Below are 21,855 nucleotides of genomic sequence, written 5' to 3'. Positions count from 1 at the left end.
AAAGGACCGCTTCTATGTCCGCCACCAAGATACTCTGGGGCCAGATCCTCGCGGTCGTCGCGATCGTACTGTTCACGACCTGGGGCGCGACGGAGTGGGTGGCCTGGCGCCTGGCGTTCCAGCCCGAGCTCGGCAGGCCGTGGTTCCGTATCCTGGGCTTTCCATTTTACCTTCCGCCGTCCTTCTTCTGGTGGTGGTATGGCTTCGATGCCTACGCGCCGTCGATCTTCGTGGAGGGAGCCTTTATCGCGGCTTCCGGCGGTTTCGCCTGCGTCGCCGTCGCCATCGGCATGTCGGTCTGGCGGGCTCGCGAGGCCAAGAAGGTCGAGACCTACGGCTCCGCCCGCTGGGCCGACAAGCAGGAGGTCAAGGCAACTGGCCTTCTCGACCCCGATGGTGTGGTGCTTGGGCGATATGACAGCGCCTATCTGCGCCACGACGGGCCGGAGCATGTGCTGTGCTTTGCGCCCACGCGTTCGGGCAAGGGCGTCGGCCTTGTCGTCCCGTCGCTGCTCACCTGGCCGAGTTCAGCCGTCGTCCATGACATTAAGGGCGAAAACTGGCAGCTCACCGCAGGCTTCCGCGCCAGGCATGGCCGGGTCCTGCTCTTCGATCCCACCAATCCGAAATCCTCATCCTACAATCCACTGCTCGAGGTGCGCCGCGGCGAATGGGAAGTCCGCGACGTGCAAAACATCGCTGACATCCTGGTCGATCCCGAAGGCTCGCTCGAGCGGCGAAACCATTGGGAGAAAACCAGCCATGCCCTTCTGGTCGGCGCGATCTTGCATGTCCTCTACGCCGAGCAGGACAAGACGCTTGCCGGCGTCGCCGGTTTCCTCTCCGATCCAAAGCGTCCGATCGAATCGACGCTGTCCGCGATGATGAAAACAGCGCATCTGGGTGAGGGCGGTCCGCACCCGGTCATCGCCAGCGCCGCGCGGGAGCTCTTGAACAAATCCGACAACGAGCGCTCTGGCGTGCTCTCCACCGCCATGTCGTTCCTTGGCCTCTATCGCGATCCTGTCGTGGCCGAGGTCACGCGCCGCTGCGACTGGCGCATCACCGATCTTGTCGACGACAAGCATCCGACGACACTCTACCTCGTCGTGCCGCCGTCCGACATCAACCGGACCAAGCCGCTCATTCGCCTGATCCTTAATCAGATCGGTCGCCGCCTGACCGAAGATCTCCAGGTGAGGGCGAAAGGGCACCGGCTGCTTCTGATGCTTGACGAGTTCCCGGCGCTTGGCCGCCTCGACTTCTTCGAGTCGGCGCTCGCCTTCATGGCCGGATACGGGCTGAAAAGCTTCCTGATCGCTCAATCCCTCAATCAGATCGAGAGGGCGTACGGCGCAAACAACTCAATCCTCGACAACTGCCACGTCCGGGTAAGCTTTGCCACCAATGATGAGCGCACCGCCAAGCGCGTGTCCGACGCGCTGGGAACAGCGACTGAGATGAGGGCCATGAGGAACTATGCCGGCCACCGGCTGTCGCCGTGGCTCGGTCATCTCATGGTCTCCCGCTCCGAGACGGCTCGCCCGCTGCTCACGCCTGGTGAAGTGATGCAACTGCCGGCCACCGACGAGATTGTCATGGTCTCGGGTGCGCCGCCGATCCGCGCCAAAAAGGCGCGCTATCATGAGGATGCTCGCTTCCGGGAACGTATCCTGCCGCCTCCGGCGTTGGTGGCGGCAGTGGAGGGGAGACATGACGACTGGACCAGCCTGCCTCTGCCTTCCCGTCCCCGGATTGCCGAAGCCACGTCGTCGCCTGCGGCCGCGGATGAGGACCAAACTGATTCCGAACGTCGTAGGCAACCTGAGCTCAGTCGCGTCGAGTTGGCCGTGAAGCCGCCGACCGAGAACGAATTCGAGATCGATCACCAGGACGACGTGGAAGACAGTGTTGCCCGCAACCGTCGACTGACGCGCCTCATGCAAGGCATTGCGCGGCAGGCGTCGCTCGACCCCGGCGACGGTGTGGATATGTGAGGCTCCGATGGCAAAGGCACCGCGCAAAAAACGCCTGTCCGTCTATCTCGATCCGAGGGTGATGAGCAGGCTTGCCGAACATGCGGCGCGACGAGATCTTTCACGGTCGCTCGTCGCCGAGGCGGCCATCGAGTCGTTCCTCTCACCCGATGCCGCCGAGCGACAGGAGGCGGCGATCACCAAGCGGCTCGACCAGATCGATCGGCGCATGGCACGCCAGGAGCGCGATGTAGGAATTGCGGTGGAGACGCTCGCCGTTTTCGTACGCTTCTGGCTGGCGACAACACCAGCGTTGCCCGAGCCCGCGGCGCAGGCTGCCCATGCCAAGGCGGGCGAGCGCTATGATGGCTTCGTCACCGCGCTCGGTCGGCGCCTGGCGAAAGGTCCAAAGCTTCGGCAGGAAATCTCCGAGGACATCGATGGCGGCCTGGACACAGTGCAGCCCAGCAGGCCCGTGGGCTAAATGGCCTTAAGCGGTGTCAGGATTTTTCGTTGAAAATTATAGTCTGTATGCTATAAGGCAAGTGAGAATGAAAAACCAAAAGCCCGCAGTATGGATGGGATCGTCGAAGGGCGACCTGCGCGAGTTTCCGGTCGATGTTCGCCGATTGATGGGTGTCGCAATCAACGACGCCCAGAATGGTGAGGAGCACCCGGCTGTCAAAGCCCTGAAAGGCTTTGGGGGCCGCAGCATCCTCGAGGTGGTCGACGACTTCGACGGAGATACCTACCGGGCCGTCTATGCGGTGCGCTTTGCCGGGGTGATCTACGTGCTTCATTGCTTCCAGAAGAAGTCGAAGAAGGGCAGGGAGACACCCAAGCACGAAATCGATGTCGTGACAGTGCGATTGAAGGCAGCCGAGGCGCACTACCGCGAAAACTATGGGAAAGGAACAAAGTCATGACAGAAGACATCACCGCCGAAGTGAGCAGCGGCAACGTGTTTGCGGACCTCGGCTTTGACAATCCCGAAGAGGAATTGCTCAAGGCCAAGCTGGCCCGCGAGATCCGCGCCATTATCAAGCGCCGGCGCCTGACCCAGGCGAAGTCGGCTGAACTGCTCGGAATGAAACAGCCCGACGTCTCCGCGATCGCCACCGGGCGCACGGGTAAGTTTTCAATAGACAGGCTGGTTCGCTGTCTGGACCGGCTCGACTACAAGGTTGACGTGGTGGTTCGCCACAAGCCTCGACGGTCGACTCGTGCTGAAGCCGCTTGATCAGACGGCTTTGCCCACGAGCGCACAATTGACGGCGAGCGCCGCCCTTGCCTGAAGATCGCCGGCCTTGATTACAGGTCCGCACCGCCAATCTCCTGTATTTGCACGCTACGCCACTACGCCTCGATATAGGTGTTGAAACCACTCGAGATGCGGTTCTCTTAATCATCCCCGTCCAGGGGCCGCCCATGTTCCCCCCGGATCGAAACGGGGACAGGATGGCAGCTTCGCATCACAGTTCAGAAGGTCTGGCGCGCGGCGCACGTATGTTGCGCACAGCGCTCGGACCCGCGATCGCGAGCTATCTCGACGATGCGAGCATCGTCGAGGTGATGCTCAATCCCGATGGCCGTTTGTGGATTGACCGGTTGTCCGAGGGGTTGTCCGACACAGGAGAGCGTCTGTCGGCTGCGGACGGCGAACGCATCGTTCGCCTCGTCGCTCATCATGTCGGTGCCGAAGTCCATGCCGGCGCCCCACGCGTCTCGGCCGAACTGCCCGAGACGGGGGAGCGGTTTGAGGGGCTTCTTCCTCCCGTCGTCGCAGCACCCGCCTTCGCGATCCGCAAGCCTGCCGTCGCCATCTTCACCCTCGAAGATTATGTCGCGACCGGGATCATGTCGGCGCGCCAGGCGGAGACGCTGCGCCAGGGCGTTATCACCCGCGCCAATATTCTGGTCGCTGGCGGCACATCCACGGGCAAGACCACGCTGATCAACGCGCTGTTGGCCGAAGTGGCCAAAACCGCCGATCGCGTCGTCATCATCGAGGATACGCGCGAGCTGCAATGCGCCGCGCGCAATCTCGTTGCGATGCGAACGAAAGACGGCGTCGCGTCGCTCTCCGATCTCGTTCGTTCATCGCTGCGCCTGCGCCCCGACCGCATTCCGGTCGGCGAAGTGCGCGGAGCCGAGGCGCTCGAACTGCTCAAGGCCTGGGGCACCGGCCACCCCGGCGGCCTCGGCACGATCCACGCCGGCAGCGCCATTGGCGCGCTGCGACGGATGGAACAGCTCATCCAGGAAGCCGTCGTCACGGTTCCACGCGCGCTGATCGCCGAAACGATCGACCTGGTTGCCGTCCTTTCCGGCCGCGGCTCCGCGCGCCGGCTGTCCGAACTTGCCCGTGTCGATGGCCTTCGCCCGGACGGTGATTACCGCGTCGCGCCAGCCGTCATCGAGGGCGACGAAAGTTCGCCCCTGCTCATCCAAAGCCCTGAAGGAGAAAATCCGTGATCCAACGCCTGCGCCTCGCGCGCCATCGTCTCGCCATGACCGTTTCCGTTCCCACGCTCATCCTGGTGATGGCCGCGCCTGCTTTTGCCTCCGGCTCGTCGATGCCGTGGGAACAGCCGCTGCAACAGATCCTCCAGTCGATCGAAGGCCCGGTCGCCAAGATCATGGCGGTGATCATCATCATCGTCACCGGCCTGACGCTCGCCTTCGGCGACACGTCGGGCGGCTTCCGCCGGCTCATCCAGATCGTGTTCGGCCTGTCGATCGCTTTCGCGGCGTCGAGCTTCTTCCTGTCGTTCTTCTCGTTCGGCGGCGGAGCGCTGATCTGATGGCGGGTTTGGTCGAACAGAGCGGGTCAATGCCGGACTACGCGGTGCCGGGTTATTCGGTCCTCGTGCACCGGGCGCTGACCGAGCCGATCCTGCTCGGCGGCGCCCCGCGCGCCATTGCGATCATGAACGGGACGCTCGCCGGCGCCGTCGGGCTGGGGCTGCGTCTGTGGCTCGTCGGCCTCGCAATCTGGGCGATCGGCCACGTTGCCGCCGTCTGGGCCGCCAAGCGCGATCCGCTTTTCGCCGACGTCGTTCGCCGGCATCTGCGCATCCCGGCGCATCTCACGGTCTGAGGGGGCCATCGGATGATGAATCTTGCCGAATATCGCAATCGTAGCAGCCGGCTCGCCGACTTCCTGCCATGGGTGGCATTGGTCGGCGCCGGCATCGTCCTCAACAAAGACGGCAGCTTCCAGCGCACCGCGCGTTTCCGCGGCCCCGATCTCGACAGCGCCGTTCCGGCCGAACTTGTTGCCGTCGCCGGCCGGCTCAACAATGCCTTCCGCCGTCTCGGCTCCGGCTGGGCGATCTTCGTCGAGGCGCAGCGCCATGCCTCGACCCGTTATCCCGACAGCCACTTTCCGGATGCGGCCTCCACGCTGGTCGATGCGGAGCGAAAGGCGGGCTTCGAGGAGGCCGGCGCGCATTTCGAGTCCAGCTGCTTCCTGACGCTCACCTATCTTGCGCCCGCCGAAGACACCGCGCGAGCGGAAAGCTGGCTCTACGAAGGCCGCGACAAGAAGGGCCTCGACCCCAACGCGGTGCTGACCGGGTTCGCCGATCGCAGCGACCGCGTCCTGCGCCTTGTCGAAGCCTTTATGCCGGAGTGCCGCTGGCTCGATGACGCCGAGACACTGACTTACTTGCATGGCTGCGTCTCGACCAATCGTCACCGTGTCCGCGTTCCCGAAACGCCGATGTATCTCGACGCCATGCTGGCCGACCAGCCGCTGACCGGCGGGCTCGAGCCGCGGCTTGGCGCGTCGCACCTGCGCATTCTCACGGTCACGGGTTTCCCGACCGCGACCACGCCGGGTCTGCTCGACGAACTGAACCGGCTGGCGTTTCCGTATCGCTGGTCGACACGCGCGATCCTGCTCGACAAGGCCGATGCGACCAGGCTGCTGACAAAGATCCGGCGTCAATGGTTCGCCAAGCGCAAATCGGTCGCCGCCATCCTCAAGGAGGTGATGACCAACGAGGCGTCCGTCCTCGTGGACACCGACGCCGCAAACAAGGCGGCCGACGCCGACATGGCGCTGCAGGAACTCGGCGCCGACTATGCGGGCATGGCCTATGTCACCGCGACGGTAACGGTTTGGGACGATGATCCCGGCATCGCCGACGAAAAACTGCGCCGGATCGAAAAGGTCATCCAGGGCCGCGATTTCACGGCGATCATCGAAACCATCAACGCCGTCGACGCCTGGCTCGGCAGCCTGCCGGGTCATGTTTACGCCAACGTCCGTCAGCCTCCCGTCTCCACGCTCAATCTCGCCCACATCATTCCGCTTTCCGCGGTGTGGGCGGGCGAGGTGCGGGACGAGCATTTTGCAGCGCCCCCTCTGCTCTTCGGCAAGACCGAAGGCTCGACCCCGTTCCGGCTTTCGCTTCACGTCGGCGACGTCGGCCATACGCTGATCGTCGGCCCGACCGGCGCGGGCAAGTCCGTGCTGCTGGCGCTGATGGCGCTGCAGTTCCGCCGCTATGCGGGGTCACAGGTCTTCGCCTTCGATTTCGGTGGCTCGATCCGCGCGGCGGCACTCGCCATGGGCGGCGACTGGCACGATCTCGGCGGCGATCTCAGTGATGGGGCGATCGACAGCGTCAGCCTTCAGCCGTTCGCCCGCATTCCTGATGTCCCCGAGCGCGCCTGGGCCGCCGACTGGATCGTGGCGATCCTGACGCGCGAGAATGTGACGATCACGCCTGAGGTCAAGGAGCATATCTGGACGGCGTTGAGCTCGCTGGCGTCCGCGCCTGCCGAGGAACGCACCATCACCGGTCTTGTCGTGCTGCTGCAATCAAACGATCTCAAGCAGGCACTGCGTCCCTATTGCGTCGGTGGTCCCTACGGGCGGTTGCTCGATGCCGAGCGCGAACATCTCGGATCGGCGTCGGTCCAGGCGTTCGAAACCGAAGGTCTGATCGGAACGGGTGCTGCGCCCGCGGTCCTGTCCTATCTCTTCCATCGCATCGAAGACCGGCTCGATGGCTCGCCAACCCTACTCATCATCGACGAAGGCTGGCTTGCGTTGGACGATGACGGTTTTGCCGGCCAGCTCCGCGAATGGCTGAAGACGCTGCGCAAGAAGAACGCCAGCGTCATCTTCGCCACGCAGTCGCTCAGCGACATCGATGGTTCGACAATCGCGCCCGCGATTATCGAGAGCTGCCAGACCCGGCTTCTCCTGCCGAACGAGCGCGCCATCGAGCCGCAGATCACGGCGATCTATCGCCGCTTCGGCCTCAATGATCGGCAGATCGAGATCATCGCGCGGGCAATGCCGAAGCGCGATTACTACTGCCAGTCCCGTCGCGGCAACCGGCTGTTCGAGCTCGGCTTGTCGGATGTGGCCCTCGCGCTTTGCGCTGTATCCGCGAAGACCGACCAGACCGCGATCGCCCACATCGTCGCCGAGCATGGCCGCGACGGTTTCCTCGCAGCCTGGCTGACCCACCGAGGCGTCGGCTGGGCCGCCGAACTCGTTCCCGCCCTGACCAACAAGGAGAAGTCCCCATGAATCTGCGCCGTTCCCTTGCCATGCGGCTCGCTGCCGCTCTGCTCGTCGCTCCCGTCACCTTCGCGCCCATGCTGCCGACGCCGGCAAACGCCTTCATCGTTTTCGATCCGTCGAACTATTCGCAAAACGTCCTGACGGCGGCGCGCTCGCTCGAGCAGATCACCAACCAGATCACCTCGCTTCAGAACCAAGCGCAGATGCTCATCAACCAGGCGCGCAATCTCGCAAGCCTGCCGTTCTCCTCGCTGCAACAGCTCCAGCAGTCCGTGCAGCGCACGCAGCAATTGCTCGGTCAAGCGCAGAACGTTGCCTATGACGTCCAGCAGATCGATCAGGCCTTCCAGCAGAAATACGGCAACGTCTCGCTGTCGGCTTCAGATCAGCAACTCGTCACTGAGGCGCGCTCGCGCTGGGGCAACACGGTTGGTGGCCTTCAGGATGCCATGCGTGTGCAGGCGGGCGTCGTCGGCAACATCGATACCAATCGCACTGAGATGTCGGCGCTGGTCGGCCAGAGCCAGGGTGCGACCGGAGCGCTTCAGGCAACACAGGCCGGCAACCAGCTCCTCGCGCTTCAGGCGCAGCAGCTCGCCGATCTCACCGCTGTCGTTGCCGCCAATGGTCGGGCGCAGGCGTTGCAATCGGCCGAACAGGCCACCGCCGCCGAGCAGGGCAGGGAGCAGCGCCGCCGCTTCCTGACGCAGGGCTCAGGCTACCAGCCCGGCAGTGCGCAGATGTTCCATGGCAAGAACTGAGGTCGGCGCGATGGACGGGAAGATCCTCGCTCGCATCGGCGCAGTCGTCTTCATCGCGATCGCTTTGACAGTGACCGCGATCGAGATGAGTAGCAAGGACGATGAGCCTGACGCCCTTGCGACACGGGACCGTTCCGTCGCGTCACAAGACCCGCTCGCGTCCGAATTGCGCCGCTGTTCCGGGATCGGTGAGGCCGGCCCTCGCGATCCCGGCTGCCTGAAAGCGTGGGCAGAAAGCCGGCGCCGGTTTCTCGGTGAACGTGACTCGGCAACCGCGCCTGCTCCGGTAGCGCCGACAACGCTGTTTCCGAACGTAGCGGCGTCAGCCGACCGGAAAGAAGGAGAGCGGCCGGATGTTACCGCTCCTGCGATGCAGGTCGAGCCGCCTCGGCCGGAGATTCGTTGACATGGGCGGCATGGGCGTCATCGACCATTTCCTCGAAGTCTTCACGCGCTACATCGACAGCGGCTTCGGCCTGCTCGGCGGCGAGGTCGGCTTCATCGCCACAACCCTGATCGTTATTGACGTGACGTTGGCTGCGCTCTTCTGGTCCTGGGGGGCGGACGACGACATCATGGCGCGCCTCGTCAAGAAGACCCTGTTCGTCGGCGTTTTTGCCTATCTCATCTCCAACTGGAACAATCTCGCCCGCATCGTCTTCAAAAGCTTCGCTGGGCTTGGCCTGAAGGCCTCGGGTACGGGTTTTACCGTCAACGATCTCATGCGCCCGGGCAAGGTGGCGCAGACCGGGCTCGACGCCGGCCGGCCGTTGCTGGACTCGATCTCGAACTTGATGGGCTATTGGTCCTTCTTCGAGAACTTCATCCAGATCGCCTGCATGTTCTTCGCCTGGGCGCTGGTGCTGCTGGCCTTCTTCATCCTCGCGATCCAGCTCTTCGTCACGCTGATCGAGTTCAAGCTGACGACGCTTGCCGGTTTCGTGCTGATCCCCTTCGGTCTGTTCGGCAAATCCGCCTTCATGGCCGAGCGCGTGCTTGGCAACGTCATCTCATCCGGCATCAAGGTGCTGGTGCTCGCCGTCATCATCGGCATCGGCTCGACCCTCTTTTCCGAGTTCACCTCGGGCTTCAGCGGCAACACGCCGTCGATCGACGACGCCATGGCGATCGTGCTGGCCGCGCTGTCGCTGCTCGGCCTTGGCATCTTTGGACCGGGCATTGCCAACGGTCTCGTCTCCGGCGGCCCGCAGCTCGGCGCGGGCGCGGCCGTCGGCACCGGGCTCGCCGCCGGCGGCATGGGAGCAGTGGGCGCCGCGGCCGGCGGTGCCGTCGTGTCCGGGGGTGTGGCTGCCAGCGGCGGTGCTGCAGCGGCGGCCCGTGGCGGGGCCGCGACCGCGGGCAGGGCATCCAGAGCCTACGGCCTCGGCGCGGCCGGACAGTCTGGTTTTTCCGGGGTTGCATCCGGGCTCGGCGGTGTCATCGGCGCTGGCGCCCAGGGCGCCATCTCACCGCTGAAGCGCGCGGCCAAGAATGCGGCAGGCAGCATGAAGCACAGCTACCAGTCCGGCGCTCGCGCTGCCTTCGAGACGACGGGCGGATCATCCACCGCCGGCACAGTCGGCGCGAACGCCGCCGAAGCCGGCTCCGATCCCGCCGCGTCCTCCGCCACCCAGAGTCAGCCCGCCTGGGCGAAGCGCATGAAGCGCTCGCAACAGATGACCCACGGCGTCCAGGCCGCCGCCCACGCCGTTCGCAGTGGTGACAGCCATGGCGGCGGCTCCTCGATCAACCTCTCTGAAAGAGACTAAGCATGTTCAAACGACCGTCCACGCACTACGGCAAATCCCCACAACCTGAAACGCCCTACCAGCGCGCTGCCCAGGTCTGGGACGAGCGCATCGGTTCTGCTCGCGTGCAGGCGCGCAATTGGCGTTACATGGCCTTCGGTTCCCTGGCGCTCGCCGCCGGGTTCTCCGCCGCGCTCGTCTGGCAATCCGCCAACGGCTCGATCGTGCCCTGGGTGGTGCAGGTCGATCGTCTCGGCCAGGCGCAGGCTGTCGCCCCCGCGGTCGGCGACTATCAGCCGAACGATCCGCAGATCGCCTTCTACCTGGCGCACTTCATCGAACAGGTGAGGTCGATCCCCGCCGATCCGGTCATCGTGCGGCAGAACTGGCTGCGCGCCTATGACTTCGCGACGCAGGGCGGGGCGCTGGCTCTCAACGACTATGCGCGCGCCAATGACCCGTTCACCAAGGTCGGCAAACAACAGGTCGCCGTCGACGTGTCGTCGGTCATCCGCGCATCGCCGGTGAGCTTCCGCATCGCCTGGGTCGAACGCCGCTATCAGGACGGTTCCCTCGCTTCCACGGAGCGCTGGTCCGCGATCCTCACAATTGTCGTCCAGCCCCCGCGCGACGCCGACGCGCTGAGGAGGAATCCGCTTGGCATCTACATCAACGCTATCAACTGGTCGAAGGAGCTTGGACAATGACGCCCGCACTCTTCAAGGCCGCCCACTGGGGGTGTCCAACTTTCCTCATCCACGCAGTGCCGGCTTTCCGCAAGGTTGCCTTTCCAGCACTTCTGCTTTGCACTTCGGCGCTTGCAGGCTGTGCCACCACGCAGAAGCCGCCGGAGATTTCCTATGACGATCCTGTCCCGGCCGTGCAGGCCGTCGATCCGCCCCCGCCCGTCAAGGTGGTCGAGCTTTCAAAGCCACTGCCGCTTCCCGGTCAGTTGAAGCCGATCGGCAAGGACGCAAAGCCCGAGCCGGAACCGACCGATCCGACCGCGCGCGTGAACCTGGCCAACGCCGCAGCGCGCGTCCAGCCTGTTCGCAACGGCTTCATCAACTCGATGCAGGTCTATCCGTTCGTCGATGGCGCGCTCTATCAGGTCTATGCATCGCCGGGGCAGATCACCGACATCGCGCTCCAGCCCGGCGAGCAGCTCGTCGGCTCCGGTCCCGTCGCCGCTGGCGACACGGTGCGCTGGATCATCGGCGATACCGAGAGCGGTACGGGCGGGGCCAAGCAAGTCCACATCCTCGTCAAGCCCACGCGCGCCGAACTCATAACCAATCTCGTCATCAATACCGATCGGCGTACCTATCACATGGAACTGCGCTCGACGCCGTCGACCTATATGGCATCGGTTTCCTGGCAGTACCCGCAGGACCAACTCGTTGCCTTGCGCCGTCAGAACCAAGAGGCCGAAGCTGCACAGCCGGTCTCGACCGGCATCGATGTCTCTCGTGTGAATTTCCGCTACGACGTGACGGGCGATCGCGCACCGTGGCGGCCATTGCGCGCCTTCGACGATGGCAAGCAGGTCTTCATCGAGTTCCCGCGAGGCATCGGCCAGGGCGAGATGCCGCCACTCTTCGTGGTCGGGCCGGAAGGCGACACGTCCGAGCTGGTGAACTATCGCGTGCGCGGCAACTACATCATCGTCGACCGGCTGTTTGCCGCCGCCGAGTTGCGCTTCGGCGCCGGCAAGAACCAGAAGCGCGTCCGCGTCTCCCGCACCGATGGGGTGAAGAGCAGTCGATTTTCATGGATGCGAGGCCCTGGTGAGCCTTCGCAAGCAACGAGCGTCCGAAGAGACAGCGGAGGGCCGGCATCGTGAGCAACACATTCGATCCGGGGAAGGAAGAAGGCCGGGGGCCGGTGAATGACGCCGGGCCGGAGGCATCCGCTGCGGATGAGGCCCGGCCGTTGACAGGGGAGCCGGCCGCGGCCATGCGGCTGCGCGCCGAGCCGCCGCGCGTGACGCGTCTGTCCCGCAAGGCGCTGGCCGGATTGGGGCTCGCCGCAAGCCTGACTGTCGGCGGTGCGTTGATCTACGCGCTTCAGAACCGTCAACAAGGCCAGGGTCAGGAGCTGTATTCAACCGACAATCGTTCGACCCCCGATGGGCTTGCCGGCCTGCCAAGGGACTATGCGGGCGTTCCAAAGCTTGGCCCACCGCTTCCCGGCGATCTCGGCCGCCCGATCCTCGCCGCACAGAATGGCGGCCCCCCGCTCTCTACAGGGCCCATTGGACCGGACCCGGAGGTGCAGCGCCGGGAGCAGGAACTGGAAGCGGCGAGAACCGCGCGCCTGTTCGCGTCCACGCAAACGCGGCCCGCAAGTGACGCGACGGTCGCTCAAGCCACGACAGAGACTATGCCAAGGACCGATCTCGCCAGCCTCGGCCTTGCGCCGCAGCCAGCGACGCCCTCGGCGCAGGACCGCCAACTCGCGTTCCTCGATCAGCCGCCTGACAAGCGCACCGTCTCGTCGGATCGTGTTGCGGCGCCGGCGTCGAAGAACGTTCTGCAGGCGGGCGCCGTCATCGCAGCCGCCCTCATCACCGGCATTCGTTCCGACCTGCCGGGTCAGATCACCGCGCAGGTGACGGAGAATGTCTATGACAGCCCCACCGGACAAATCCGTCTCATTCCTCAGGGGACGCGCCTCGTCGGCCAGTATGACAATGGTGTCGGCTTTGGCCAGCGTCGCGTATTGCTGGTATGGACCAGACTGATTTTTCCAGACGGCCGCTCCATCGTTCTGGAACGAGAGCCTGGCGCGGACGCCGAGGGCTACGCTGGCCTCGAGGACGGCGTCGACTATCACTGGGGCGAGTTGTTCAAGGCTGCAGCACTTTCCACGGTTCTGAGCATCGGGGCGCAAGCAGGCTCATCGGGCCAGGAGAGCGACATCATGCGCGCTCTTCGCCAGGGTGCCTCGGACAGCATCAGCCAGACAGGCCAGCAGATCGTCCAGCGGCAGCTGAACATAGTGCCGACGCTCACCATCCGACCGGGATTCCCCGTCCGTGTGATCGTCACCCGCGATCTCGTCCTCGAACCCTATGGGGAGTGATCCATGGCGAAGCTGAAACTTGGGGCCATCGCCGACGACAAGCCGGTCAAGATCTCGATCGAACTGCCGGCCACTCTGCATCGCGACCTCATCGCCTACGCCGAGGCTCTGGGTCGAGAGACTGGCCAGCCTGTTGGCGAACCGGTCAGGCTGATCGCGCCGATGATTGAGCGCTTCATGGCGACTGATCGGGCGTTCTCGAAGGCGCGGCGGATTCGGCAGTTCTAGTCGACAGCGAAGGATAGCGCTCCTCCAACAGCTTGAGGAAGTTCGCCAGCGCAGGGTTGTCGTTGTGCCTCTGCCAATAAGCGGTGTAGCTGATCCGGCTCGGACCGTTGCCGTCCTGCACATCGCGATAGAGAACGCCGGCGTAATTGGCGCCGATCCCAGACTCGCAGAACATGCTGACGCCGAAGCCCGCGCTCACCAAACTCATTATGCCTTCGTGGCTGACGTCCTCGCTGACAATTTTGGGCTGGACGCCGGGTGAGGCGAGTTTTGCCAGGAGAATGTCTCGGAGTTCCGGTCCAGGATCGCGCTGGCTCAGCAGCAAGGTCTCGCTTCTGAGGTCGGTCCAATACACGACCTCGTTCGCTGTCAGGGGATGGCTCTCCGGGACTGCGACCATGATGCGTTCGCCCCATAAGGCCATTAATCCTCCTTCGCGAACGGGCGGCTCTCCGGTGACGATGGCAACGTCGAGCGTGCCATGCTCAAGACCTACGAAAAGACGTGCCCGCTCGCCCTCGACCGTGCGGATTTCCACTTCGGGAAACCGTCGCGCATGTTCCATCAAGCTCGCGCGCAAATTCCCTGCCGACAACGACGTATAGAACCCGATGGCCAGCCGGCCGGTTTCTCCCCGGCCTGCGGCCTTGGCGGACGCCACTAGGTGGTCCAACCCATAGACCAGGTGCCGGGAAGTGCGCAGAATTTCGGTTCCGGCGATTGTGAGCCGCACGCCGCTGCTGGATCGCTCGAACACCGCGACTCCTAGGCGATCCTCCATCTGGCGAATGCGGCGGCTGAGCGACGACTGCTTGACGCCAAGCGCCTCAGCTGCACGGCGGAAGCTGCCATATTGTTCGGCGGCGACAGCGTAACGAAGATGGCGCAGTTCGATGGCCATTACCGACTTGCAGCATCCATGATCACGCCGCCGCCTGATGGGTGAAGCGAGCCGCGAGCACCGACCCTCGGATCTGTCCCATCTCACGGACGTTCATCAGCGCCGGTTCAGAGATTGGCAGATGACCGGCCAACGCCTTTGTGTCGTCAATCTGCAGGGGCGGAGCAAAGCGCTCCAACGGCCATCCAGCGCGTCTTAAAATGCGCTCGAATCGAACATCGGTTACAGTGACCACTGCCTCTTGACGGTGTAATAATCCCCACTCGAGAATCCCCGCGAGGAGACTGAACGTGACGTCACGTAGGCCCGTTGCGGACACAATGTCAGCCGAGTTTGTATCAACGCAGAAGCGCGAACTTTCGAACATTTTCTCGCTTCGCGGAGGTGGATTTGGTCCAAGCAACGCCGGGAAGGTATTCGTCAGCATTGTTGGCCCCGTTGTCGGCAGCAGCCTCGCACAACCGATGACCGAGCTGCCTTCGTCGACAGCAATGATGTATGTCGGCTTGAGCGCGTCGTAAGCGTCGATCTCCATATCGCGCGAAACAGAGACGTTCCAATTCAGCCGGTTCCGAAAAATGCGATAGCGCAAACGGTGCATGCCCAAGATCAGGTCAGGAAATTCACAGTAGTCAGAGTGAGCAATTGAAATTACACGCATGGCAGGAGGCTCCTTTGTTTGTGGCAAACAAAGAACACGGTGAGCCGATTGACGTAGCTGTAGAGTTTTACAGGGCGTTTTGGCGAGTAAGTTCTAGCGCAAAATTCTCCTATATAGCAGTTATTGCTACTGTAGCAGTGGCTGCTAAATCAATGGGATGTCGGTCAGAAAGCAGATCGCGACGTCAGGGCGCCTGTGGCGGTCTTAGGCGAAGTAGCATGGCGCCCTAGTCAGAATAAGATGACGCCGCGCTGCGCTGCCTCGGCGACGGCCTGTGTCACAGTGGACGCGCTCAACTTCGACCGGGCATTCTCAAGATGGAAGACCACTGTTCGCGGAGCTATGCCGAGGATTTTGGCAGTTTCTGGCATCTTCTTGCCGCGGGCCGCCCAGAAAAGGCACTGCCGCTCTCGTTGGGTTAGTGGTGCGTCGGCAAGACGAGTCAGGCCGAGTTGGAGTTTCGCGTGGACGTGAGCATGAAAGTAGAGCCCGGCAAGTTGCAGGGTATCCATCATTTCCGTTGGACGAGCCTCAAGACTTACGTCCCCATTGCCCGCGACTGTGAAGGCGGCGAAGCGGCCAAAGCCTCCACATATCGGAACGGTCGCGCCACTGTGAATCCCAAATTTGGCCGCCTCCGCGAAAAAGCGCTGCTGAGATGCTGATGGCAATCGCACGGTCCGGCGATCCCATTGAAACAATCGTTGCGATGTTCGGGCCAGCCCGACGATTGGGTCGATATCCTTATACCTTTGCGCAATGTATTGCTGCGCCCACGAATTTGGATAGGAAGAAAGCACCTTGAGCGCTGGTTCCGAAAACCCGAGATAGGCAAACCATCGGTAACCCAGCCGCTTGGCAAAGCGATCAGCGGCTCCTCTGAAACCAAGCTCATCGTGGGCGGTTTCAAGTGCGTCAACGAAATCTCTGAAGATAAGGTCATAGAGCGACATGAGACTATCCTGAAGATCTTGGATCATCTTCGGCGGTGAGGTGTCAGCGCCGTCGCGACTGACAACCTCAGCGCCTTGGGAGGAGCGGCGGCCACGCGAAAGTAACCACGCCCCAGTGGGCTCAACTAACAAGCTGCGGGGACCTTTCTGCAATCGCCGCCGCCCACGTACGTGAACCGGGCGGCCCTTTACACCCGATGCCACTTCTCCTGTTAGTCGGCGGGGCCGCCCACGCGACGGCGACAACTTTAAATCAGGACCCTTCCCGAAAAGCCCTCTGGTTCGATCTTCGTGCCATAAGACGCCGATCGCCGGGCAAGATCCGCGATGATTGAGCGGCCCATCTCGCTCCTGGCTAGCACCGGCACGCGCCTCGTGTGAGGTAGCCCCGTCTCAAGCGATTTCTCTCCGCCCAGGATGATCGGTTCCAGTGACATGGCACAGAGCGCGCCGCCCTCATTGAAGCAGCAACGGGCGACAACGCTTTTCCAGACGTCGGCCGAGTTCCACTCAGCCTCGTGCTCTGGAACGTGAAAGATGAAATTGCCGAGCCCAAAAAATAGTGGGGCAGATTTGTAAATCTCCACCGGCTGCAGCACAGGCGCGCCGTGGCAGGCAAATATCCGCGCACCGGCGTCGACGCACCTTCTGGCGAATACTCTCACCCAGTCGGGAACTTCGCGCCAGTCGGGCTCCCAATGGTGATGGTGAAGATAGGCTATGACGAACTCACCACGGTGGGCGGCGTCGCTTATGGCGGCAAGCTGGTTGGACGCACTGGTTTGGTCCATGAGAATGTGCCGTCGGTTCTGGGCCGACCGTCGGAACACCGTCCCATAGAAGTCAATATCGCGAGGGTCGCTCACGACTGGCGGATCGTCTGGTTGGTAATAGTTTGCCCTCTCTAACTCGCCGCTCTTGAATGTCGACTGTATGGCGGTCAGCATGTCGAACTTTTCAGGATCGACCCCGAAGAGCCGACGCACCTCCAGCCTGTTGACGCCTGGCCGAGCGGGCCTGTCGGAAGCTGCGTCGTCGGCATACATCGTCGCCGGTCCGGGTCCGGCATCCATGGCAGCCAAGGTAACCGTCTTGGCTCCCAACCTCTTCGATCGGGGTGTCATCGCGGTGGCACGGTCAGCGCCTGTGCCGGCATGGAGAAACCCGCGCGCGCCCACCTCCTCGATAGTGGACAGCACCCCACCTGGACCCAGGTCAAAAGCGTGGTTGTTCGCCAAGGAGAGAGTGTTGATGCCCATATCTTCCAGAACGTCGAGGACCAACGGTTCGGAGCAACCGAAAAACGATCCCTTCATCGGCCAGCCAGGGTGGCGTCCCGTTATGGTCGTCTCGAGATTGGTGAAGGCGACGTCGGCGGTCTTCAACATCTGCACAATGTCATGAAAACTGCTGTCCGATGACGCGCGGATATCGTGATGGATCAGGGATTGGCCAGTCATTGCGACGGTGAAGGGTGTCATTGTTGGACAGTATCTTTTCCAAAGGACGAACTTCAGGGGAGGGCATGGCGGATCCTGTTGCTCCGCCATGCCGCAATTTGGAGAACTTGAGCGATGGCGCTCAGGGCGTCTCGGGTGGAGAGATGTCGAAGCCGAACCATTGCAGGCTGAGTTTCTTCAACGTGCCGTCGGTGACCGCGCCGGCAATCGCCTTGTTGAACGCCTCCACCAGGTCGCCATCGTCCTTCCTGATGCCGATGCCAATGCCGGGTCCCCACGTTCCGCCAAAGAGTTGCGGACCATAGAAAGCTGCGTTTCGTCCGTCCGGACTGTCCAGAAACAGCTTCCAGTTGGAGTAATCGGCTAATCCGCCGTCGATCCGGTCGGCGGCGAGGTCAAGCTTCAGGTTCTCCAGAGAGTCGTAGCTCCTGATCGTCGCCACTTTGCCGAACAGGTCGGTCAAGACTGCCTCGGAATTGGAGGAGCGCAGCACGCCGAGATTTTTCCCAGTCAGGGCCGCCTTGAGCTGGTCGAGGATCGCCTGTTTGCCGGCGTCGATTCCGGTGAGGTCCAGCTTCAGCTTTATGTCGGTTGGCGGCAAGTTCAGATCCCGGCGCATGACGATCTGGTTGGTGCCGATCGCGTAGGGCGCAGAGAAAGATATGGTCTTCTTGCGCTTCTCGGTGATGGACATCCCAGAGATAATCGCGTCGTATTTTCCAACGGTGAGTGCAGGGATGATCCCGTCCCAATCCTGCGCTACGAACTTGCATTCGATGGCCATGCGGCGGCACAATTCCTTGCCGACGTCGATGTCGTAGCCGACGAGTTGGCCGTTGGAATCGATCGAGTCCCATGGCGGAGATGCACCCTCGGAGGCGATGGTGATCGCGGTTCGAGTGCCGGCGTGAGCGCCCATCGCCCATAACATGGCTGCGAAGGCGATCGGCAAAAGATGTTTAGGCATGATTTGATTCCCCTTTTTTGGTTGCGATGTCCGTTCGTGGGTTCAGAGCGTGTAGACCCGCGCCAGATCCGGCTGCAGCCCGCAGCAGATGCCGACGCTGTCGGTGCGCCAATGCCTGGCCAGTTCGGCCAGATCGATGTGTTCGCCATCGGCTGATCCGAGCAGGATCGCTTCGTCGCCGAGGGCAGCATCCGGGACGCAGGTCAGGTCGACACGCACATGCTCCAGGTGCAGGGGAGCAAGCAGCGGGATCCGCTTCCCACGGATGATCGCGCTGGCGCCAAATGGCAAATCCCTCGGCAGGCCGTGTCCCCAGCCTATGCCAAGCACGCCGATTTGCATGTCGGAGCTATAACCGGGCAGATCAGGTACAGGGCCTATGCTGGCATCGGCCCGTTTGACCGAAACGAGCCGAGCCTTGATCGCGTGAAGCGCTGGTTTGAGGGTGAGTGGGCGTGCCGCCCTCGCCGTGTCCGCGATGCCGAACAGCATTGCCCCAGGGTCGACCGCATCCAAATCCATCTCGGGATGGCGCAGCACTCCGTCGCTGCTGGACAACATGATGATAGCGGGTCGTCGACTGATAGTTGCCAAAAGGTCTTTCAGGCGGCTCCACTGCTCACTGGCTGTCGGCCCGGTGCCTGGAAGTTCGTTCAAATGCGCGTACAAGCCCTTGACGTCGATATTGGGTGTAGCGGCGGCCCTATCGAGCAATCCTTCGATCTCGGACGGAAGTGCGCCGGCGCGCCAGAAACCGAGGTCGACCTTGACGAAGGCGGCCAGCCTTTCCGAGGTCGCCGCCCAGGCGTCCAACTCGGATACATTCGAAAGGGTGATTGTGAGGTCCTGCTTCGATACATCCCTGGCCCATTGGGGACTTATGCCGGGATAGAGCAGAATTGGCGTTCGGGGAGCTCGCGAGCGGACGCGATAGGCGTCTCGAGCTGAGGCAACGCCGAACCCGTCCACCCCCTCGGCCGCCAGTACAGCTGCGACCTCTGCGGCGCCACAGCCATAGGCATCGTTTTTGAGGCAGGCAAAGATCTTGACGGCGGGCCCCACGGCAACCCTGACAGCGCGATAGTTGTGGATGATCGCCGAAAGGCTGATCTCGCGCCAACAGGACGCTGCGGCTGGGGACGCTAACAGGGACAGCGCATCCGTCATGGCGAAATCCGCCGCAACGAGAGCATCGCCGTCTCTCGCGCTACTTTCGGCTCAGCGCCTGCGAGGTGCCTCTCCAGAAGCCGGAAGACCGACGTTACGAGGTATGTGAGAGCGAGATAGATGACGCCTGCGGCGAGGAATATTTCATAGGGCGCGAAAGTCTCGGAAACGAGCCGTCGCGCTACGCCGGTGATTTCGAGAAGCGTCACCGTGCTGGCCAAGGAACTGGCTTTCAGCAGCCCGATGACCTCGTTGGTGTAGGACGGCAATGCCGCGCGGAACGCGATGGGAAATGTGATGAGCCTTGCCTGCTGCAAACGTGACATGCCGACGGCTTCCGCGGCTTCGACCAATCCGCGCGGCACCGCCTGGATTGCACCCCGGAAGAGTTCCGTCGTGTAGGCGGCGCTGTTCAGCGAGAAGGCGAGCAGCGCGCACCAGAAGGGGTCGCGCAACAATACCCAGAGGGGGCTGTGGCGGATCACGTCGATCTGGCCGAGGCCGTAGTAGATAAGGAAGAGTTGCACCAGCAACGGCGTGCCGCGAACCACGTAGGTGTAGGCCAGTATGGCCGACGAAAGATATCGGCTGTCCGATGCCCGCATGAATGCCAAGGGCACGGAGATGACGAAGCCGATCACCAGCGACGGGACCGTCAGCGCTATCGTCAGGAACGCTGCGTTCGCCAGTGTCACGATACTTTGGAGGAAGATGTCGATCTGCATCTATCTTCCTCCCTCAGCGCAGCTGGCCTGGCACAGCGATGTATTGCTCGAGCCTTCTGAACGCCAACAGCGAGACGCTGGTGAGCAGCAGGTAGAGCGCGGAGGCGGCCAGATAGAACGTCAGCGGCGCCCTCATGGAGCCCGCGCCGACGAAGGCGACACGCATAATATCTGTCAGGCCGACCACCGAAATCAGCGCTGTGTCCTTGAGGAGCGAGATCCAGAGGTTGCAGAAGGCCGGCAACGCCACGCGCACCATCTGCGGCAAGATCACGAGCAACCAGATCTGCCAGGATTTCAGGCCGATCGATGATGCTGCTTCCCATTGCCCACGCGGGATGCTCAAGATCGCGCCGCGGAATATCTCGGTGGAATAGGCGCCAAAAATGACGGTCAGCGCGATGACCCCTGCCGAGAGGGCGCTGATCTCGACATATCGGCCGATCGCGAATGTGATCGCGGCCGTTCCCCCGAAATAGATGAGGAGGATCACAAGCAGCTCGGGCACGCCCCTGATCACGGTCGTGTAGACCTCGGCCAGCCACATCGGAATCCGATACGCTGACAGCTTCGACGCGGCGCCGGCGAGGCCGACGGCGGTCCCCAGCACACCGCTGATGGCCGCGACCAGCACTGTCATGCAGAGTCCGTGCAGGAATTGTATGGCGAAGCCGTTCATGACGCAGGTCGCCCCATCAATAATGCGATTGAAGGAATCGGCGGAGCCGTTCGGAAGCCGGCTCAAGGAATAGCTGCCGCGATGGCCCCTCTTCTTCGATTTTGCCGTCGTGCATGAACGCAGCGCGCGTAGAGACCTCTCTGGCGAAGGCGAGCTCATGGGTTACCAGAAGCATAGTGCGCCCCTCCTCGGCCAGTGACCGGATGACCTTGAGCACCTCGCCGGTCAACTCGGGATCAAGCGCCGACGTCGGCTCATCGAACAACAGAACGGCGGGCTCCATGGCGAGAGCCCGGGCGATGCCCGCACGTTGCTGCTGCCCGCCCGAAAGGTGGTGCGGATAGTGATGGCGCCTGTCCGCAAGGCCGACCTGCGCGAGATAGTGCTCCGCGACCCCGATCGCTTCCCGCCGTGACTGTCGCAGGACGTGCGTTGGGCCTTCCGCGACATTCTCAAGGATCGTTCTGTGCGGCCACAAGTTGAAGCTCTGAAAGACCATCCCCAGGGAGGCCCTCACCCTTTGAATCTGGCGCCGGTCTAGAATGGCGCCGCCACGGCCGTTTACCGCCTCGCGAAGCTTCAACCGCTCACCCAAGACCCACATGCGCCCGCGGTTCGGCAGCTCAAGCAGGTTGAGGCAGCGCAACAGCGTGCTCTTGCCCGAGCCGCTGCTTCCCAGAATGCCGATCACCTCGTGCCGGTGGGCAGTGAGCGTAACGCCGCGTAGAACGGGATAATTGCCGAACGATTTTTCAAGTCCTTCTACCCTGAGGGCCGCCACATCATCGCAGCCTGGCCTATCGAGATCGGAGGGTGTCAACGAAACGGCTCCCGCCGTACATGCGGTGCGCGCCAACCGCTTTGGCAATCGAGCCTTCCCGGAACTGGGACAAAAGCTCCGCACTGCTGCCGACCAAGGTCGCATCATCCGTCATTCCCATTCTGCGTTGAAACCCGGCAGCGGCTGGGCGACGCCCGAGAGTTAATCTCAGCGGGCGAC

24 protein-coding genes are annotated in these 21,855 nt (G+C 62.9%); 15 read left to right on the top strand and 9 right to left on the bottom strand.

All coding sequences use genetic code 11. The features are described 5' to 3' along the window. Positions 1-14 precede the first annotated feature (14 nt). The 15 genes from FCU66_RS15905 (at position 15) to FCU66_RS15835 (ending at position 13,342) form a co-directional block, all read left to right on the top strand. Positions 15-1,997: a conjugal transfer protein TraG gene (locus FCU66_RS15905; RefSeq protein ID WP_136616136.1), complete on the top strand. Its 1,983-nt coding sequence runs from the start codon at positions 15-17 to the stop codon at positions 1,995-1,997. 7 nt (positions 1,998-2,004) lie between these two features. After that, positions 2,005-2,460, top strand: a complete 456-nt coding sequence (locus tag FCU66_RS15900) for a ribbon-helix-helix domain-containing protein (protein ID WP_136616135.1) — start codon at positions 2,005-2,007, stop codon at positions 2,458-2,460. A gap of 94 nt (positions 2,461-2,554) precedes the next feature. Further along, the gene (locus FCU66_RS15895) at positions 2,555-2,902 is read left to right on the top strand and encodes a type II toxin-antitoxin system RelE/ParE family toxin (protein WP_136616198.1); all 348 of its coding nucleotides are present in this window, start codon (positions 2,555-2,557) and stop codon (positions 2,900-2,902) included. After that, positions 2,899-3,216 carry a helix-turn-helix domain-containing protein gene (locus FCU66_RS15890; protein WP_006338687.1) on the top strand — a complete coding sequence of 106 codons (318 nt, stop codon included), beginning with the start codon at positions 2,899-2,901 and terminating at the stop codon, positions 3,214-3,216. The genes FCU66_RS15895 and FCU66_RS15890 overlap by 4 nt, the downstream gene beginning before the upstream one ends. A gap of 218 nt (positions 3,217-3,434) precedes the next feature. Beyond that, complete coding sequence (gene trbB, locus FCU66_RS15885; protein WP_136616134.1) at positions 3,435-4,451, top strand: P-type conjugative transfer ATPase TrbB; 1,017 nt, start codon at positions 3,435-3,437, stop codon at positions 4,449-4,451. A gap of 35 nt (positions 4,452-4,486) precedes the next feature. Next, complete coding sequence (locus FCU66_RS15880; protein ID WP_245331107.1) at positions 4,487-4,780, top strand: TrbC/VirB2 family type IV secretion system protein; 294 nt, start codon at positions 4,487-4,489, stop codon at positions 4,778-4,780. After that, entirely contained in the window at positions 4,780-5,076 is a 297-nt protein-coding gene (locus FCU66_RS15875) for a VirB3 family type IV secretion system protein (RefSeq protein ID WP_136616132.1), read from the top strand. The genes FCU66_RS15880 and FCU66_RS15875 overlap by 1 nt, the downstream gene beginning before the upstream one ends. 12 nt (positions 5,077-5,088) lie before the next feature. After that, complete coding sequence (gene trbE, locus FCU66_RS15870) at positions 5,089-7,527, top strand: conjugal transfer protein TrbE (RefSeq protein WP_136616131.1); 2,439 nt, start codon at positions 5,089-5,091, stop codon at positions 7,525-7,527. Next, on the top strand, positions 7,524-8,282 hold the full coding sequence (gene trbJ, locus FCU66_RS15865; protein WP_136616130.1) for a P-type conjugative transfer protein TrbJ: 759 nt from the start codon (positions 7,524-7,526) through the stop codon (positions 8,280-8,282). The genes trbE and trbJ overlap by 4 nt, the downstream gene beginning before the upstream one ends. A 10-nt stretch (positions 8,283-8,292) precedes the next feature. Next, positions 8,293-8,688 (top strand): putative entry exclusion protein TrbK-alt, encoded by a 396-nt coding sequence (trbK-alt, locus tag FCU66_RS15860; RefSeq protein ID WP_136616129.1) that lies wholly within the window; start codon positions 8,293-8,295, stop codon positions 8,686-8,688. Position 8,689: 1 nt separating this feature from the next. Further along, positions 8,690-10,051, top strand: coding sequence for a P-type conjugative transfer protein TrbL (trbL, locus tag FCU66_RS15855; protein ID WP_136616128.1), 1,362 nt, complete (start codon positions 8,690-8,692; stop codon positions 10,049-10,051). A gap of 2 nt (positions 10,052-10,053) precedes the next feature. Then, a complete protein-coding gene (gene trbF, locus FCU66_RS15850) occupies positions 10,054-10,737 on the top strand; it encodes a conjugal transfer protein TrbF (RefSeq protein WP_136616127.1) in 684 nt (227 codons plus the stop codon). Then, the gene (gene trbG / locus FCU66_RS15845; RefSeq protein ID WP_168991719.1) at positions 10,734-11,873 is read left to right on the top strand and encodes a P-type conjugative transfer protein TrbG; all 1,140 of its coding nucleotides are present in this window, start codon (positions 10,734-10,736) and stop codon (positions 11,871-11,873) included. The genes trbF and trbG overlap by 4 nt, the downstream gene beginning before the upstream one ends. A gap of 113 nt (positions 11,874-11,986) precedes the next feature. Next, complete coding sequence (locus tag FCU66_RS15840; RefSeq protein WP_342778167.1) at positions 11,987-13,114, top strand: TraB/TrbI/VirB10 family type IV secretion system protein; 1,128 nt, start codon at positions 11,987-11,989, stop codon at positions 13,112-13,114. A gap of 3 nt (positions 13,115-13,117) precedes the next feature. Further along, positions 13,118-13,342, top strand: coding sequence for a DUF2274 domain-containing protein (locus tag FCU66_RS15835; protein ID WP_136616125.1), 225 nt, complete (start codon positions 13,118-13,120; stop codon positions 13,340-13,342). On the opposite strand, the gene FCU66_RS15830 is transcribed toward FCU66_RS15835, so the two are convergent. The 9 genes from FCU66_RS15830 to FCU66_RS15790 form a co-directional block, all read right to left on the bottom strand. Next, a complete protein-coding gene (locus FCU66_RS15830) occupies positions 13,290-14,243 on the bottom strand; it encodes a LysR family transcriptional regulator (protein ID WP_136616124.1) in 954 nt (317 codons plus the stop codon). The two genes, FCU66_RS15835 and FCU66_RS15830, sit on opposite strands and share 53 nt — an antisense overlap. 22 nt (positions 14,244-14,265) lie before the next feature. Next, positions 14,266-14,904 carry an acyl-homoserine-lactone synthase gene (locus FCU66_RS15825; RefSeq protein WP_136616123.1) on the bottom strand — a complete coding sequence of 213 codons (639 nt, stop codon included), beginning with the start codon at positions 14,902-14,904 and terminating at the stop codon, positions 14,266-14,268. Positions 14,905-15,134: 230 nt separating this feature from the next. Next, positions 15,135-15,857, bottom strand: coding sequence for a LuxR family transcriptional regulator (locus FCU66_RS15820; protein WP_168991718.1), 723 nt, complete (start codon positions 15,855-15,857; stop codon positions 15,135-15,137). Between the two features lie 248 nt (positions 15,858-16,105). Next, positions 16,106-17,338: a CapA family protein gene (locus tag FCU66_RS15815; RefSeq protein WP_136616121.1), complete on the bottom strand. Its 1,233-nt coding sequence runs from the start codon at positions 17,336-17,338 to the stop codon at positions 16,106-16,108. Between the two features lie 100 nt (positions 17,339-17,438). Then, positions 17,439-18,284 carry a transporter substrate-binding domain-containing protein gene (locus tag FCU66_RS15810; RefSeq protein WP_136616120.1) on the bottom strand — a complete coding sequence of 282 codons (846 nt, stop codon included), beginning with the start codon at positions 18,282-18,284 and terminating at the stop codon, positions 17,439-17,441. Between the two features lie 42 nt (positions 18,285-18,326). Further along, a complete protein-coding gene (gene alr / locus FCU66_RS15805) occupies positions 18,327-19,451 on the bottom strand; it encodes an alanine racemase (protein ID WP_136616119.1) in 1,125 nt (374 codons plus the stop codon). Further along, positions 19,448-20,176, bottom strand: a complete 729-nt coding sequence (locus tag FCU66_RS15800) for an ABC transporter permease (protein ID WP_136616118.1) — start codon at positions 20,174-20,176, stop codon at positions 19,448-19,450. Before FCU66_RS15800 ends, alr begins: the two co-directional genes overlap by 4 nt. 13 nt (positions 20,177-20,189) lie before the next feature. Beyond that, positions 20,190-20,855 carry an ABC transporter permease gene (locus FCU66_RS15795; protein ID WP_136616117.1) on the bottom strand — a complete coding sequence of 222 codons (666 nt, stop codon included), beginning with the start codon at positions 20,853-20,855 and terminating at the stop codon, positions 20,190-20,192. A gap of 16 nt (positions 20,856-20,871) precedes the next feature. After that, entirely contained in the window at positions 20,872-21,675 is an 804-nt protein-coding gene (locus FCU66_RS15790) for an ATP-binding cassette domain-containing protein (protein WP_281285528.1), read from the bottom strand. Positions 21,676-21,855 lie beyond the last annotated feature (180 nt).

Origin of the sequence: Mesorhizobium norvegicum (genome assembly GCF_004919685.1) — a bacterium.
In the GTDB taxonomy this organism is placed as follows: Bacteria; Pseudomonadota; Alphaproteobacteria; order Rhizobiales; family Rhizobiaceae; genus Mesorhizobium; species Mesorhizobium norvegicum.
This window is presented reverse-complemented; position numbering and strand designations above follow the sequence as displayed.

Coding starts and splice junctions, on each gene's coding strand:
- FCU66_RS15905 (WP_136616136.1), top strand. CDS start 15: ATGTCCGCCACCAAGATACTCTGGGGCCAGATCCTCGCGGTCGTCGCG.
- FCU66_RS15900 (WP_136616135.1), top strand. CDS start 2,005: ATGGCAAAGGCACCGCGCAAAAAACGCCTGTCCGTCTATCTCGATCCG.
- FCU66_RS15895 (WP_136616198.1), top strand. CDS start 2,555: ATGGGATCGTCGAAGGGCGACCTGCGCGAGTTTCCGGTCGATGTTCGC.
- FCU66_RS15890 (WP_006338687.1), top strand. CDS start 2,899: ATGACAGAAGACATCACCGCCGAAGTGAGCAGCGGCAACGTGTTTGCG.
- trbB (WP_136616134.1), top strand. CDS start 3,435: ATGGCAGCTTCGCATCACAGTTCAGAAGGTCTGGCGCGCGGCGCACGT.
- FCU66_RS15880 (WP_245331107.1), top strand. CDS start 4,487: ATGACCGTTTCCGTTCCCACGCTCATCCTGGTGATGGCCGCGCCTGCT.
- FCU66_RS15875 (WP_136616132.1), top strand. CDS start 4,780: ATGGCGGGTTTGGTCGAACAGAGCGGGTCAATGCCGGACTACGCGGTG.
- trbE (WP_136616131.1), top strand. CDS start 5,089: ATGATGAATCTTGCCGAATATCGCAATCGTAGCAGCCGGCTCGCCGAC.
- trbJ (WP_136616130.1), top strand. CDS start 7,524: ATGAATCTGCGCCGTTCCCTTGCCATGCGGCTCGCTGCCGCTCTGCTC.
- trbK-alt (WP_136616129.1), top strand. CDS start 8,293: ATGGACGGGAAGATCCTCGCTCGCATCGGCGCAGTCGTCTTCATCGCG.
- trbL (WP_136616128.1), top strand. CDS start 8,690: ATGGGCGGCATGGGCGTCATCGACCATTTCCTCGAAGTCTTCACGCGC.
- trbF (WP_136616127.1), top strand. CDS start 10,054: ATGTTCAAACGACCGTCCACGCACTACGGCAAATCCCCACAACCTGAA.
- trbG (WP_168991719.1), top strand. CDS start 10,734: ATGACGCCCGCACTCTTCAAGGCCGCCCACTGGGGGTGTCCAACTTTC.
- FCU66_RS15840 (WP_342778167.1), top strand. CDS start 11,987: ATGCGGCTGCGCGCCGAGCCGCCGCGCGTGACGCGTCTGTCCCGCAAG.
- FCU66_RS15835 (WP_136616125.1), top strand. CDS start 13,118: ATGGCGAAGCTGAAACTTGGGGCCATCGCCGACGACAAGCCGGTCAAG.
- FCU66_RS15830 (WP_136616124.1), bottom strand. CDS start 14,243: ATGGCCATCGAACTGCGCCATCTTCGTTACGCTGTCGCCGCCGAACAA.
- FCU66_RS15825 (WP_136616123.1), bottom strand. CDS start 14,904: ATGCGTGTAATTTCAATTGCTCACTCTGACTACTGTGAATTTCCTGAC.
- FCU66_RS15820 (WP_168991718.1), bottom strand. CDS start 15,857: ATGTCGCTCTATGACCTTATCTTCAGAGATTTCGTTGACGCACTTGAA.
- FCU66_RS15815 (WP_136616121.1), bottom strand. CDS start 17,338: ATGACACCCTTCACCGTCGCAATGACTGGCCAATCCCTGATCCATCAC.
- FCU66_RS15810 (WP_136616120.1), bottom strand. CDS start 18,284: ATGCCTAAACATCTTTTGCCGATCGCCTTCGCAGCCATGTTATGGGCG.
- alr (WP_136616119.1), bottom strand. CDS start 19,451: ATGACGGATGCGCTGTCCCTGTTAGCGTCCCCAGCCGCAGCGTCCTGT.
- FCU66_RS15800 (WP_136616118.1), bottom strand. CDS start 20,176: ATGCAGATCGACATCTTCCTCCAAAGTATCGTGACACTGGCGAACGCA.
- FCU66_RS15795 (WP_136616117.1), bottom strand. CDS start 20,855: ATGAACGGCTTCGCCATACAATTCCTGCACGGACTCTGCATGACAGTG.